Source organism: Chitinophaga tropicalis, assembly GCF_009758205.1.
In the GTDB taxonomy this organism is placed as follows: Bacteria; Bacteroidota; Bacteroidia; order Chitinophagales; family Chitinophagaceae; genus Chitinophaga; species Chitinophaga tropicalis.
The window spans coordinates 91,758-106,496 of record NZ_WRXN01000016.1 but is presented as its reverse complement, the minus strand read 5'-3'; the positions used below and the strand labels follow the sequence as shown (position 1 = coordinate 106,496).

The 14,739-nt window shown below is 45.4% G+C and carries 14 protein-coding genes; all 14 read left to right on the top strand.

The features are described 5' to 3' along the window. Nucleotides 1-36 precede the first annotated feature (36 nt). The 14 genes from GO493_RS26545 to GO493_RS26475 all read left to right on the top strand — a co-directional run bounded on the left by GO493_RS26545 (nucleotide 37) and on the right by GO493_RS26475 (nucleotide 14,711). Nucleotides 37-222, top strand: coding sequence for a hypothetical protein (locus tag GO493_RS26545; protein WP_157309267.1), 186 nt, complete (start codon nucleotides 37-39; stop codon nucleotides 220-222). A gap of 49 nt (nucleotides 223-271) precedes the next feature. Further along, nucleotides 272-559, top strand: a complete 288-nt coding sequence (locus tag GO493_RS26540) for a hypothetical protein (protein WP_157309266.1) — start codon at nucleotides 272-274, stop codon at nucleotides 557-559. A 19-nt stretch (nucleotides 560-578) separates the two neighbouring features. Beyond that, the gene (locus tag GO493_RS26535; protein ID WP_157309265.1) at nucleotides 579-1,118 is read left to right on the top strand and encodes a Panacea domain-containing protein; all 540 of its coding nucleotides are present in this window, start codon (nucleotides 579-581) and stop codon (nucleotides 1,116-1,118) included. Next, nucleotides 1,111-1,620: a hypothetical protein gene (locus tag GO493_RS26530; protein WP_157309264.1), complete on the top strand. Its 510-nt coding sequence runs from the start codon at nucleotides 1,111-1,113 to the stop codon at nucleotides 1,618-1,620. Before GO493_RS26535 ends, GO493_RS26530 begins: the two co-directional genes overlap by 8 nt. A 233-nt stretch (nucleotides 1,621-1,853) precedes the next feature. After that, nucleotides 1,854-2,741, top strand: a complete 888-nt coding sequence (locus tag GO493_RS26525) for an EamA family transporter (RefSeq protein ID WP_157309263.1) — start codon at nucleotides 1,854-1,856, stop codon at nucleotides 2,739-2,741. Nucleotides 2,742-2,870: 129 nt separating this feature from the next. Continuing rightward, complete coding sequence (locus GO493_RS31160) at nucleotides 2,871-5,327, top strand: pectinesterase family protein (protein WP_232539109.1); 2,457 nt, start codon at nucleotides 2,871-2,873, stop codon at nucleotides 5,325-5,327. 71 nt (nucleotides 5,328-5,398) lie between these two features. Further along, the gene (gene bglX, locus GO493_RS26510) at nucleotides 5,399-7,657 is read left to right on the top strand and encodes a beta-glucosidase BglX (RefSeq protein ID WP_157309262.1); all 2,259 of its coding nucleotides are present in this window, start codon (nucleotides 5,399-5,401) and stop codon (nucleotides 7,655-7,657) included. A gap of 251 nt (nucleotides 7,658-7,908) precedes the next feature. Beyond that, nucleotides 7,909-8,763, top strand: a complete 855-nt coding sequence (gene hisG, locus GO493_RS26505; protein WP_157309261.1) for an ATP phosphoribosyltransferase — start codon at nucleotides 7,909-7,911, stop codon at nucleotides 8,761-8,763. An 18-nt stretch (nucleotides 8,764-8,781) separates the two neighbouring features. Beyond that, on the top strand, nucleotides 8,782-10,071 hold the full coding sequence (gene hisD / locus GO493_RS26500) for a histidinol dehydrogenase (protein WP_157309260.1): 1,290 nt from the start codon (nucleotides 8,782-8,784) through the stop codon (nucleotides 10,069-10,071). A gap of 13 nt (nucleotides 10,072-10,084) precedes the next feature. Further along, a complete protein-coding gene (gene hisC / locus GO493_RS26495) occupies nucleotides 10,085-11,137 on the top strand; it encodes a histidinol-phosphate transaminase (protein WP_157309259.1) in 1,053 nt (350 codons plus the stop codon). A 9-nt stretch (nucleotides 11,138-11,146) separates the two neighbouring features. Next, a complete protein-coding gene (locus GO493_RS26490; RefSeq protein WP_157309258.1) occupies nucleotides 11,147-11,353 on the top strand; it encodes a hypothetical protein in 207 nt (68 codons plus the stop codon). Further along, nucleotides 11,353-12,489 (top strand): bifunctional histidinol-phosphatase/imidazoleglycerol-phosphate dehydratase HisB, encoded by a 1,137-nt coding sequence (gene hisB, locus GO493_RS26485; RefSeq protein ID WP_157309257.1) that lies wholly within the window; start codon nucleotides 11,353-11,355, stop codon nucleotides 12,487-12,489. The genes GO493_RS26490 and hisB overlap by 1 nt, the downstream gene beginning before the upstream one ends. Before the next feature lie 238 nt (nucleotides 12,490-12,727). Beyond that, the gene (locus GO493_RS26480) at nucleotides 12,728-14,140 is read left to right on the top strand and encodes an anthranilate synthase component I family protein (RefSeq protein ID WP_157309256.1); all 1,413 of its coding nucleotides are present in this window, start codon (nucleotides 12,728-12,730) and stop codon (nucleotides 14,138-14,140) included. A gap of 1 nt (nucleotide 14,141) precedes the next feature. Further along, nucleotides 14,142-14,711, top strand: a complete 570-nt coding sequence (locus GO493_RS26475) for an anthranilate synthase component II (RefSeq protein ID WP_157309255.1) — start codon at nucleotides 14,142-14,144, stop codon at nucleotides 14,709-14,711. Nucleotides 14,712-14,739: the final 28 nt, after the last annotated feature.

Below are 14,739 nucleotides of genomic sequence, written 5' to 3'. Positions count from 1 at the left end.
GTGGGGAGGATGGTGAGTTTAAAATATAATTATGTTATGGTTACAAATATTCAGCAGAAGATAGATCAGCATAAGGGAACTGTTCAAAGTCAGGGGAGTAATCCAAAACCTGTATCATCAAGGTCTGTTCGTATTGACGGTTTAGCGCAAGTGATTCGTTCTAAAAAGGATGCTGAAGACTTTATGACTGAACTTAAAAGTATTGTTAAACGAGCTCAATAAGTAATTATTTCTCAAAGGAAGAATGTTAATCTTGAGCCTGAATTATTTTATGACTACATCATTTGAAAATGTAAGGCAGCAGGTATTTAATACTTTTAATCTTGCGGATAAGAATAATTATTGGAAAACGATGAGCGAAATTGCTGAGGATGCGAATGTAGAGCTTCGTGATGTTATTAAGTTGGTTTTTAACGAGCCGGAAATCGCGATGTCTACTTATCGGCAAAAGGATGGAGAGCCAGTATTTACTACGAGAGATGCTTTCCATAAACATGCGCCGTTCTTTGTTAAATTCAGGGGAGCAATCAAAATACCCTTGATTGATATTTATTTATAACTAATCCATTGTTTGTTTTATGAGTTTAAAATTAAGTTCGCAAATGGTCACAGAAGTTGAAATATGCGATTTTTCAGATTATATAATTTACTTTCTGAATGCTCAAGGTGTCATAATTACGCCATTAAAACTTCAAAAAGTTTTATATTATTCTCAGGCCTGGCATTTAGTTTTTTTCGAGAAGCATTCTTTATTTAATGAAGCTCCTGAGGCTTGGGTAAATGGCCCGGTTTATCGTACTATCTATAATAAATATTCTAAAAACTGGTTTAAGAATAACCCTCTTACTCCTGTCCTGCCAGAAGGCGTTACTTTTTTTGATAGATTAAATGAAATTTTGGAAGTTTTACAATTGGAAGAAGATCAGCAAGCATGCGTAGATGCAGTTCTAATGAAGTATGGTTTTATGGAGCAGGAGAAACTAGTTTATCTTACGCATGCTGAATTGCCTTGGAATGAGGCCAGAAAGGGCCTGGGAATACTTCAACGTAGTGATAAGAAAATTTCCTTAGAAACAATGTATTCTTATTATAAATCCAGAACGGAGAATAATGGCTGATTATTTTAAGCAAATAATCGAAGATATTAATGAAGATGAAACTTCTCTGAAGTATCAAATAGGTAGATTTCCTAATGATCTGATTAAAATTTCAACTAATCAAACGCCTTTTTTTGCGTACGATTATTTAAATTTTGACATAGAGGATTATAGTTTTCATCATCCTGAATTTCTTCACGAGGATTATCGGGCGTATTTTTCCAAAGTAAAAAAAATGGCTAAGTTATCTTTAAATGAACTGATTGATAATCATAAACGTACTGAGCATTTTCATATAAATCCCCCCAACAAAGTAATGACTGAACTTCTAGGGAAAATTTTTAATAAGCCCAGACTTCAGCCAGATGAGTTACCGTTTGTTGGTCAGTTCCATCTCAATACACCAAATGATGGCAGTAAAAAAGCGCCAAGGATTCATTTTTTTGTTGGGCCATTAGCTGTTTTTTATATACTTCTCTACGACCCGTTTCATCAGATTTATCCAGTCAAAACGGCGGGCTAGCCTAAATAGTTGAATTGCTTCATTATGAAAAGCCATAAATATCTTTTAATATTGCATCATGAACCACAATCTATTCACAACCACACCTCCGCCGGTTGCCTTCCAGACAAAATAACCGGTAGTGTTTCTTCCCTTTTATGGGGATAAACCCACTGTTCTCCCAGGTTTGAATAAACCCGGTTGTTTTGTCTGTGCCTATTCATACCAGACTTATCAATAAACAACCGGAAATAATGACTAAATATATTTTAATGGTTTTTGCCGGCGCATGCAGCTACGGCATACTTTCTACTTTTGTAAAATTATCTTACCAGGAAGGTTATACAGCAGCAGATATTTCAGCTTCGCAGGCATTTACAGGCATGTCAGTATTATGGCTGCTGGTATTTGCACAGAAAAAGGATGAAGCAATGATGGAGCGGAAAACATGGCTGCCATTGCTGTTTACCGGGTCGGCTATAGGGCTGAGCTCTTTTGTGTATTATATCTCTGTGCGTTATATACCAGCTTCCCTGGCTATTGTGATCCTGATGCAATTTACCTGGATGGGGATGCTGCTGGAGCTGTTCATCTTTAAAAAGAAACCCGGCTGGCTGCAGCTGGCGGCAACGGCAGTGATACTTATAGGAACAATGCTGGCAGGCGGAATGCTGGATACCGGAATAGGAGAGGTGTCTGTTAAAGGATTTCTCTGGGCGTTTGCATCGGCATTATTGTATGCCATTTACCTGGTAGCTAATAGCAGGGTAGCTAAAGAAGTACCGGCACTGAAGAAAAGCGCTGTAATGATGACCGGTTCTACCATAGGCCTGATATTGATCAATGCCCAGCAACTGATCATGAACAGCCACTATGACCTGAACCTGCTGAAATGGGCAGTATTCCTTGCCTTCTTTGGTACCATCATACCACCATTGCTGTTTGCAAGAGGAATACCCAAAATAGGTGCAGGTATCAGCGCTATTATCATGACGGCAGAACTGCCGGTAGCTATTATCTGTTCTCACCTGTTGTTGAAAGAACCACTTACACCGCTGAAGATAACAGGTGTTATCATTATGTTACTGGCTATGGTGTTGATGAATATAAAGACAGGCTTCCGGCAACGATTGCGTAAATAATCGTTTCTGAAAGCAGGGAATTTTATAGTTTGGTTCAACGTGTTGCAAAACATCGATAAAGTATCAGTTTGGGTTTTCAGTTTGCAGGACTGGGAATTCAAACTGATCTATTGCTTAAAATTCCCTGTTATGAAGGACCTTCTGAAGATTATACTTATTCCGCTGTTATTATGTGGCTGTTTACATGCAATGGCGCAACAGGACAGTAAAAAATACATGGTTGTTGCACAGGATGGCTCAGGTGATTATACCACTATACAGGAGGCTGTCAATGCTGTTCGTGATTTTACTTACTTCCGTGTTACTATTTTTATCAGGAAGGGAACTTATCATGAAAAACTCTGTATTCCTACCTGGAAAAGCAGCATTACGTTACTGGGAGAGAACAGGGACAGCACCATCATCACCAACAGCGATTATTCAGGAAAAGAATATCCCGGGAAGGATGCTTCGGGAAGAACGAAGTTCGGGACATTCACCTCCTATACTGTATTGATTGCGGGCAATGATATCATAGCAGAGAACCTCACCTTCGAAAATGCTGCAGGACCTGTGGGCCAGGCCGTCGCTTTACATGTGGAAGGCGACCGCTGTATTTTCAATAATTGCAGACTGCTGGGCAACCAGGATACTTTTTACGGAGGCCGTGGAGGCTGTCGCCAGTATTTTAAAGACTGTTACATAGAAGGGACAACAGATTTCATTTTCGGACCATCTACCGTAGTATTTGACAACTGTACAATTCACAGCATCAGAGATTCCTATATCACAGCTGCCTCTACACCGGCAGATCAGCCCTTTGGACTGGTTTTTATGAACTGTAAATTAACGGCAGGAGCAGATGTACATAAAGTATACCTGGGCCGTCCCTGGAGGCCGTATGCCGGTACGATCTTTATGCACTGTACATTGGGATCACATATACTTCCTGCTGGCTGGCATAACTGGGACCGTCCCTCCAATGAACAGACAGCCCGGTATGCAGAGTATGAAAACGACGGAGAAGGTGCAGGTACATCTCAACGGGTGCCCTGGTCAAAACAGCTGACAGCAAAAGAAGCAGGCGCAGTTACACTCAGCAATATATTCAGTGGCTGGGACCCTTCAGCTGCATTGTCTCATAACAGCGTGCTGAAAAAATATACAGATCGCTTCAACGGGAACGATAATGAAACAGTAAGGAATTACATCGGCAACGCACAGGCATACAGGTGGCTGGAAGATAATATTCCCCTGCTGGAATGTCCTGACAGTACAATTGAACAGACTTATTACTACCGCTGGTGGACATTCCGTAAACACCTGAAACTGACGCCGGACGGGTATATTTTCACAGAGTTCATCACCCCGGTAAAACATGCGGGCCGCTACAATGCACTCAGCTGTGCTACCGGCCATCACATCTATGAAGGCCGCTGGCTGCGGGATAAAGATTATGCAGATCAGTATATCCGGTACTGGTACCTGGCCGATGCACAGCAGAAAGCCCCCCGCTTTCATCAGTTCAGCAGCTGGGCAACAGACGCAGTATACAACAGGTTCCTGGTGAATGGGGATACAAATTTTGTAAAAGGCCTGCTTCCATATATGGATAGCGACTACCGTTTGTGGGAAGCAGAAAAACGTCTGCCGGACGGACTGTTCTGGCAGTTTGATGTGAAGGACGGGATGGAAGAATCTATCACCGGTTCACGTAAAGCAAAGAATGCCCGTCCCTCTATAAGCAGCTATATGTATGGCAATGCAGTGGCATTGGAAAATGTAGCAGTGATAGCAAAGAACGACACATTGAAACAACGCTACCAGCAGGAAGCGAAACAATTAAAAACACTTGTACAGCAGCAGCTGTGGGATGATACGGCTGGTTTCTTTAAGGTGAAACTGACCACGGGCGCCTTCTCTGACGCGAGGGAAGCTATAGGTTTCATTCCATGGTATTTCAATTTGCCGGAGGATAAGCCTGTTTATACCAGGGCCTGGCAGCAGGTAATTGACACAGCGGGCTTTGACGCTCCATGGGGACTTACTACGGCAGAACGCCGTCACCCGGCATTCCGCACCCATGGTACAGGACATGGTTGCGAATGGGATGGGGCTATATGGCCCTTTGCCAGTACCCAGACATTAAAAGGATGGGCTAACCTGCTGAGCAGGTATAAGAACCATGGTGTGGTAACGCCGGCATCCTATTATCGTGCATTGCAGGTATATGCCCGCTCACATCAGAAGAACGGACAGCCCTATATAGGCGAATACCAGGATGAAAAGACCGGTTACTGGCTGAAAGGAGATGATCCGAGAAGCAGCTATTACAATCACTCCGGTTTCTGTGACCTGGTGATCAGCGACCTGGTAGGGTTAAAACCTGCACAGGGAAACAGGCTGGAATTGTACCCGTTACTGCAGGGCCAGTGGGACTGGTTCCTGCTGAAAAATATACCTTATCACGGCCAGCTGCTTACTATACAATGGGATAGAACAGGGAAGAAATATAACAATGGAAAAGGCCTGAAGATCTATTCCGGCAACAGGGAGATATACAGTGGGAAAGAGCTGAAACATGTTATAGCAGAGCTTAAATCCTGATCAACGTCACAAATCCTGCATATAAACTTTACGTACCTTCACCGCACAGAAACTAAAAAAATCTATCAGTTATGAAAAAGCGGCAGGGTTTGCTTGCGGCATTGGTCCTATTTGCCTGCATGAGCAACGTAAAAGCACAACAGAACAAACACACATTTATTTCTAACCTGATCAGGAAAATGACGCTGGAAGAAAAGATAGGCCAGCTGAATCTCCTTACAAGTGATATGGACGTTACAGGTCCTTTCATGAAACCCGGATACAAAAAAGATATTGAGGCAGGACTGTGCGGAGCTGTCTTTAATGCCTATACGCCGCAGTATACACGGCAGTTGCAGGAGATGGCGCTGAAAACGCGGTTGAAGATCCCCCTGCTATTCGGATACGACGTTATTCACGGACATAAGACCATTTTTCCCATTCCATTAGGCGAAGCCTGTACCTGGGATATGTCATTGATGGAGCAGAGCGCCCGCGCAGCAGCTGTTGAGGCCAGCGCAGATGGTTTGCAATGGACATTCTCCCCTATGGTAGATATTGCCCGTGACCCCCGGTGGGGCCGTGTGGCAGAAGGGGTAGGAGAGGATACCTGGTATGGCGTACAGGTAGCAAAAGCGAAGGTAAAGGGCTACCAGGGCAATGACCTGTCAGCCAGCAACACCATACTGGCCTGCGTGAAACATTTTGCTTTGTATGGCGCTGTGGAGGCGGGGCGTGATTATAATACGGTGGATATGAGTCGCCGGCAGATGTTCCAATATTACCTCCCTCCCTATAAAGCCGCTATAGATGCCGGGGTAGCCACGGTGATGACCTCTTTCAATGAAGTGGATGGTATTCCTGCTACCGGCAATAAATGGCTGATGACAGACCTGCTGCGTAAGCAATGGGGCTTTAAAGGCTTTGTGGTGACAGACTACACTGCCATCAACGAAATGATAGCCCATGGCATTGTGAAAAACGAATATGAAGCAGGAGAGCTGTCTTTCAATGCAGGTGTGGATATGGATATGCAGGGAAGTGTGTTTGCCGGTCAGATGAAAAAGCTGCTGCAGGATAAAAAGATTACACAGGCAGCTATAGATACAGCTGTTTACCGTATCCTGTCAGCAAAATATGACCTGGGGCTTTTCACTGATCCGTTCCGCTATTGTGATACGGCCAGGGCAAGGAAAGAGATCATGAACACCGAAAACCTGGAACTTGCCCGAAAGGTAGCAGAGCGTTCTATTGTACTGCTGAAGAACGACAACCAGCTGCTGCCTTTGAAGAAAGAGGCGAAGATAGCGCTTATTGGTCCGCTGGCAGACAGCAAGCGGGATATGATAGGCAACTGGTCTGCCGCAGGCGATTATACCAAAGCTGCTACTTTGCTGGAGGGGCTGAAAGCAAGGGGCGCCAATGTGGAATACCTGCCTGGAGCGCATTATGCGGCTGATACTACGCTGATAAAACGGGCATTGCAGAAGGCCCGCCTGGATGCTTCTGACACAGCTGATGCCGCACCGATGCTGGCAGCGGCCGTGGAACTGGCTAAGAGGTCTGACGTAGTGGTGATGGCATTAGGAGAAACGCAGGGAATGACGGGAGAAGCAGCCAGCCGTAGTAATATCAGCATACCCGAAAACCAGCAGCAACTGCTGAAAGCTGTATACGCCACAGGAAAACCGGTAGTGCTGGTGCTGATGAATGGAAGGCCGCTTACCCTGGAATGGGAAGACGCCCATATTCCTTCTATACTGGAAACGTGGTGGCTGGGAACCAAAGCAGGAAATGCCATCGCCTCTGTGCTGTTTGGCGACTATAACCCGGCGGGTAAGATCACTATGACCTTTCCCCGTACTACGGGCCAGATACCGATCTATTATAATCATAAGAATACCGGTCGCCCGCAGGACCCGAACAATAAATATTCCTCCAAATACCTGGATAATGTCAATGAGCCGCTGTACCCGTTTGGTTATGGGCTGAGCTATACAAAGTTCACCTATGGCAGTATTGCCCTGAGCAAGCAGCAGATCACGAAGGCAGATAAGCTGCAGGTAAGTATCCCTGTTACCAACAGCGGGAATTATGATGGGGAGGAAGTGGTACAGCTGTATATCCGTGACCTGGTAGGCAGTGCTACAAGGCCGGTGAAAGAGCTGAAAGGCTTTAAAAAGCTGATGCTGAAGAAAGGAGAGACGCAGACGGTAATGTTTGAAATATCTGCAGAGGACCTGAAATTCTATGATAAGGATATGAAATGGACAGCGGAGCCGGGGGATTTTATGGTTTTTATAGGGGGGAATAGCAGAGATGTGCAATCTGCAGGCTTCATATTAAAATAGTTTGTTGAATAAAGAATTAACGCCCGGATAACACTATTTTTTAAAAAACAGGCGGATAATTCAAAATTGTTATTAACTTCGCACCGTTATTCAGAATTATGAACATTAACGTACATACACATCATCACCATCATTTCTTACCACGCGGGTAGGCTGGGATGATTTTATGTACTATACAGGATATTAGAACATCATCAGGGGCTTACCAAACGGTAAGCCCCTTTTTGTTTTCACGGAACATTGTCAAAATTATGAAACTGAGAATTGCCATTCAGAAATCCGGTCGTTTGCACGACGATTCTATCAAGCTGTTGAAGGAATGCGGTATCGACATCAACAACGGCGTAAACAAGCTGAAAACGGAAGCCAGCAATTTCCCGCTGGAGGTCTTCTTCCTGCGTGATGACGATATCCCCCAGTACGTGGAGGATGGTGTGGCAGATATTGGTATAGTAGGTGAGAATGTGATCCTTGAAAAGAACCGTCCGGTAAAAGTAGCTGAGAAGCTGGGATTTGGCAAATGCCGTCTTTCCCTGGCGGTGCCTAAATCAGTAGAGTACAATGGTGTTAAAGACATGGACAAACTGCGTATTGCCACCAGTTATCCTGTAATACTTGACAATTTCCTGAAAGAACATGGTATCAGCGCTGAGATACATGAGATCAGCGGCTCAGTAGAGATAGCGCCCGGCATAGGGTTGGCAGACGCTATCTGCGACCTGGTTAGCAGTGGTTCTACCCTGTTCATGAATGGCCTGAAAGAAGTAGAGGTGATCCTCAAATCTGAAGCAGCCCTTATTACCAACGGTAACCTGACAGCAGAGCAGGAAGCGCTTTTAAAGAAGCTGCTGTTCCGCATACAGGCAGTGAAGAAAGCAAAGAACAACAAATATGTATTGCTCAATGCGCCGAACGATAAGCTGCAGGAGATCATAGCCCTGCTGCCCGGTATGAAAAGCCCTACTGTATTGCCGCTGGCAGAAGAAGGATGGAGCTCTGTACATTCCGTGCTGAATGAAAATGCTTTCTGGGACATTATCGAAAGCCTGAAAGCCGCTGGTGCACAGGGTATCCTGGTAGTGCCGATAGAAAAGATGATCATTTAACTTCCTCAACCAAAAGTTATGCAGGTATTTCAATATCCTGAAAAGAGCGCCTGGCCTGAGCTGCTGCAACGTCCTGTACTGGATACCACCGCACTGGAAACAAGTGTAGGCAATATCCTGGCGGATGTGAAACAGAATGGCGATGCCGCCGTACGTAAATATGCGCAGCAGTTTGACAAAGTGCAGCTGCAGCAGCTGGAAGTTACGCCTGCAGAGTTCTCAAAAGCAGCGGCTTCCCTGGACCCCGAACTGAAAAAAGCCATTCTTCAGGCTAAACATAATATCGAAGTATTTCATAAAGCCCAGCAGGAAAGCAGCCGTATCATTGAAACAATGCCTGGCGTTCAATGCTGGCGTAAGGCCGTGGCCATAGAGAAAGTAGGGTTATATATTCCCGGTGGCTCTGCGCCGCTGTTCTCTACCATCCTTATGCTGGGCATTCCAGCAATGATAGCAGGTTGTAAGGAGATAGTGCTCTGCACTCCTTCCAATGCAGCAGGGGAAGTGCATCCGGCAGTACTGTTCACCGCAGAACAGATAGGACTGGAGCGCGTTTTCAAAATAGGAGGTGTACAGGCTATTGGCGCTATGGCATATGGTACTGAGACAGTTCCCCGTGTACATAAGATCTTTGGACCGGGCAACCAGTATGTAACCTGCGCCAAACAACTGGTGAACAAAGATGGTGTGGCGATAGACATGCCTGCTGGTCCGTCGGAAGTGGCAGTACTGGCAGACGACACCTGTGTACCCGCCTTCGTGGCGGCTGATCTGCTCTCCCAGGCAGAACATGGCCCTGACAGCCAGGTATTGCTGGTGACCACGGCTGAGTCTATCATAGAGCCTGTGCAGAAGGAAGTGGCTGCGCAGCTGGAGCAGCTGCCCCGGAAGGATATTGCCGCCCGTGCACTGGAAAACAGCCGTATCATACTGGTGAGAGATAACCAGGAAGCGATGGAGCTGCTTAACGCTTATGCTCCGGAGCACCTGATAGTAGCCTGTGTGGATGATATCAGCATTGCTGATGCTGTGGTGAATGCGGGATCTGTATTCCTGGGTAATTATTCCCCGGAAAGTGCGGGTGATTACGCCTCCGGCACAAACCATACATTGCCTACGAATGGGTATGCTACTGCTTACAGTGGCGTATCGCTGGACAGCTTCCTGAAGAAGATCACCTTCCAGCGTCTATCACAGGAAGGGTTGCAGCAGATAGGTGCTACTATTGAGACAATGGCAGCTGCCGAAGGACTGGATGCACACAAACAGGCAGTGACCATCAGATTAAACTATAAGGCTAAAAAGTAAAAAGGATATCATCATGTTTGATCTTAACAGCTTATTGCGCGATAATATAAAACGCCTGGTACCTTACTCAACCGCCAGGGATGAATTTAAAGGAGAAGCTTCCATTTTCCTGGATGCAAATGAGAACAGCTTTGGCTCTCCGCTGCCGGTTAATTATAACCGCTACCCGGACCCGATGCAGTGGAAGGTGAAATATAAACTGGCGGATATCAAGGGTGTACCGCCACAGAATATCTTCCTGGGTAATGGCAGTGATGAGGTGATAGATGTGTTGTACAGGTCTTTCTGCAGGCCGGGTATTGACAATGTAGTGCTTTTCCCGCCTACCTATGGTATGTATGAAGTAAGCGCCAATATCAATGATGTGATAGTACGTAAGGTATCTCTCACACCGGATTACCAGCTGGATATGGCGGCTTTGCAGGAAGCGGTGGACCAGAATACAAAGCTGATCTTCATCTGCTCTCCCAACAATCCTACGGGTAATTCCATTCACCGTTCCGATATTGAACTGATCCTGAACAATTTTGATGGTATTGTGGTAATAGATGAGGCGTATATCAACTATGCCCGCCAGAAAACATTTATACAGGAGCTGACTGAGTATCCTAACCTGGTGATCATGCAGACATTGTCTAAAGCCTGGGGACTGGCGGCTTTGCGCCTGGGAATGGCTTTTGCCGGAGAAGAGATCATTAATGTGCTGAATAAGGTGAAGCCTCCTTACAATATTAACCAGGCCGCGCAGGACCTTGTGTTACAGGCGCTGGATAATACAGAGCAGGTGAATGAATGGATTAAGGAAACAGTAGTGGAAAGGGATAAACTGGCGGCTGCGCTGGCTACTTTGCCGCAGGTGCTGCAGATATATCCGAGCGATGCTAATTTCCTGCTGGCTAAGACTACGGATGCGAAAGGGATTTACAATCATCTTGTGCAGAAGGGTATTATTGTGCGTGACAGATCTAAAGTAGAATTGTGTAATGGTTGTTTGCGTATAACAGTAGGTACACCGGAAGAGAATGCAGTATTGGTAAAGTCTATTGAAGAAGTTACTGTTGCATAAAAGAAGTATATGTCAGTGAAAAAATTCTTTGCAGAACAGGACTATCGTTTGTGGGCCGCCATGTTTGTATTTTCAGTGATCCTGAATGGTTTTATGGATTACTGGGCGCAGGATAAGCTGTTTGACGTGAGGAAATTTATTGATCTTTCTATACGCGGAATACTATTTACAGCAGGTATGTCCTTATTCGGCATATTCAGGAAAATAAAAAAATAATGAAAAGAGTACTCTTCATAGACAGAGATGGTACACTCATCAGGGAAGTGCCACCTACATACCAGATTGACACCCTGGAGAAAATAGAATTTTATCCCAAAGTATTTACTTACCTGGCGCGTATAGTAGCAGAGCTGGACTATGAGCTGGTGATGGTAACCAACCAGGATGGCCTGGGCACAGCCAGCTTCCCGGAAGCTGATTTCTGGCCGGCGCAGAATTTTATTGTACGTGCTTTCGAAAATGAAGGCGTTGTATTCAAAGCTGCACATATTGACCGGACTTTCCCGCATGAGAACGCACCTACCCGTAAACCCGGTACAGGCATGCTTACACAGTATTTCACGGCAGATTATGACCTGGCCAATTCCTTTGTGATAGGCGACCGTATCACTGATGTGATGCTTGCCAAGAACCTGGGGGCAAAAGCAATCTGGATGAATGAAGGCTCCGGATTGGGAAATGCAGAGATCAATGAGAATGCAAAGGCGCTGGAAGAGACGATAGCACTGGAATCGACAGACTGGCAGAAGATCTATGAGTTCCTGAAGCTGGGGTTGCGTACGGTGACACATACACGCACTACCAAAGAAACAGATATTACTATTTCCCTGAACCTGGATGGTACCGGTAAAGCTGATATCAGCACGGGATTGGGATTCTTTGATCATATGCTGGACCAGATAGCACGTCATGGCAGTATTGATCTTACTGTAAAGGCGAAAGGAGATCTGCATATTGATGAGCATCATACAATAGAAGATACCGGCCTGGCGCTGGGAGAGGCGATGGCGCAGGCGTTGGCGGATAAAAGGGGGATGGAAAGGTATGGTTTCTGTTTGCCTATGGATGATTGCCTGGCACAGGCGGCTATTGATTTTGGCGGACGGAACTGGTTGGTTTGGGATGCGCAGTTTAAGAGAGAGAAGATAGGGGAGATGCCTACGGAGATGTTTTTCCACTTCTTCAAATCTTTCTCTGATGCTGCAAAGTGTAATCTGAATATCAAGGCGGAAGGGGAGAATGAGCATCATAAGATAGAGGCTATTTTTAAGGTTTTTGCGAAAGCTATCAAGATGGCGGTGAAGAGAAACCCGTCTAATATGCAGTTGCCGAGTACTAAAGGGGTTTTATAGAATTTTTAAAAAATATTTGCATGTTTTCCAAAAACAATAGATATTTGTTCCCGAAAGAAATTTCGAAAAAATCACATGCAAACGAACTTTACATACAAACATTGGTGGTGGCACAATATCAGTTCATGATAAGGTGTTACAGTGCCATGTTTCGTAGTGAAATATAATTGGAAGGCTCGCTGTTACACAGCGGGCCTTCTTCGTTTTAGATAGTCCCGGATCAACTCAATCAAAAAAAATGGGTATTATTCAAGTAAAATCAAGATCAAAGCAAATGCTGGCAGATGTATTTACACCTGTTGGTATTTACCTGCGGCTCCGCGACAGGTTCCCTGGCTCTGTACTGCTGGAAAGTACGGACTATCGCGCCAGTGAGAACAGTTTTTCCTTCATCTGTATCAAGCCGATAGCAGGGATAGAGGTAACCAGTACAACGGATTTTGAGTTTAAATATCCTAACCTCCCACCTGAAAGAAAGCAGCTCAAAAACAGGCAGAGCGTGCTGGATGAGATGCAGAAATTTCTCGGTAATTTCAGCTTTGTGAATAAACCGGTACTGCCTGTAGTTCACAGTCTCTTCGGATACAGCACCTTTGATTCTGTTCAGTTCTTCGAAACAATAGAGTTCAATAAGAATAAACAGAACGGCAATACTATCCCGTTGATGCGTTACCGGTTTTACCAGTATATAATAGTCATCAACCATTTCAAGGACGAGCTGTACCTCTGCGAAAACCAGGTAGACGGCCTTGACAGCGAGTTTGACCTGATAGAGTCGCTGATCCGCCAGAAAGATGTACCTACGTATGGTTTCAAGGCAGACGGAGACGAGAAAAGCAACCTGACCAACGAACAGTATATAGATATTGTTGAAAAAGGAAAACAACATTGCTTTCGCGGAGATGTTTTCCAGGTGGTACTTTCGAGAGCCTTCTCGCAGCAATTCAAAGGCGATGAATTCAATGTTTACCGTGCACTCCGCTCCATCAACCCCTCTCCTTATCTCTTCTTCTTCGATTACGGCGATTACAAATTAATGGGTTCCTCACCGGAAGCGCAGCTGATCATTAAAGATGATAAAGCTATTATTCACCCGATAGCAGGCACTTTCCGCCGTACCGGCAATGATGAGCAGGACAGGGAGCTGGCTGCAAAGCTGCTGGAAGATCCGAAAGAGAATGCAGAGCATGTAATGCTGGTAGACCTGGCGCGTAATGACCTGAGCAGGGTAGCAAAAGAAGTGGAAGTAGAGTCTTACCGCAACATACAATACTATTCACACGTGATACACCTGGTAAGCGAGGTGAGTGGAAAGGTGCAGCAATCGGCAGTAAATCCTTTTGCACTGCTGGCAGCTACTTTCCCGGCTGGCACTCTTTCCGGCGCTCCCAAGTACAGGGCTATGGAGATCATAGACCAGTATGAACCTACCGCCCGTGGTTTTTACGGAGGTTGTATAGGTTCTGTGGGTTTCAACGGCAGCTTTAACCATGCTATTATGATCCGCTCTATTCTGAGCAAGTCCAATACACTGTATTATCAGGCCGGTGCAGGCGTAGTAGCCAAATCTGTTGCTACTTCAGAGCTGGAAGAAGTGAACAATAAACTGAATGCATTAAAACAGGCCATTATCCTGGCGCAAAATATCTGACATGAACATTCTGGTGTTTGATAATTACGATTCGTTTACCTATAACCTGGTGCACCTTGTAGAAAAGATCATCAACGGAAAGGTAAGTGTTTACCGCAATGATGAGATCCCTCTTGAAAAAGTGAATGATTTCGATAAGATCATACTCTCTCCCGGTCCGGGTATACCGGAAGAAGCCGGTTTGCTGCTGCCACTGATCAAAGAATATGCGCCTACCAAATCCATCTTTGGCGTATGTCTTGGTCAGCAGGCTATTGGCGAGGCTTTCGGCGCCAGCCTTATTAACCTGAAAGACGTTTACCACGGAGTAGCTACCCCGGTAAACATCATCAGCAGGGAAGGGCGTCTGTTCAACGGATTACCTGATGAGCTGGAAGTAGGGCGTTATCACTCCTGGGTGGTAGATGAAAAAACGCTGCCTGAAGAGCTGGTCATTACGGCAAAGGACAGCAACGGTTACATCATGGCGCTGCAGCACCGTACATATGATGTAAGCGGAGTACAATTTCACCCTGAAAGCGTACTGACGCCTGAAGGAGAGAAGATACTGCGTAACTGGCTGAACGCATAGTAATGTACAGGAAATCATTACTGAATGC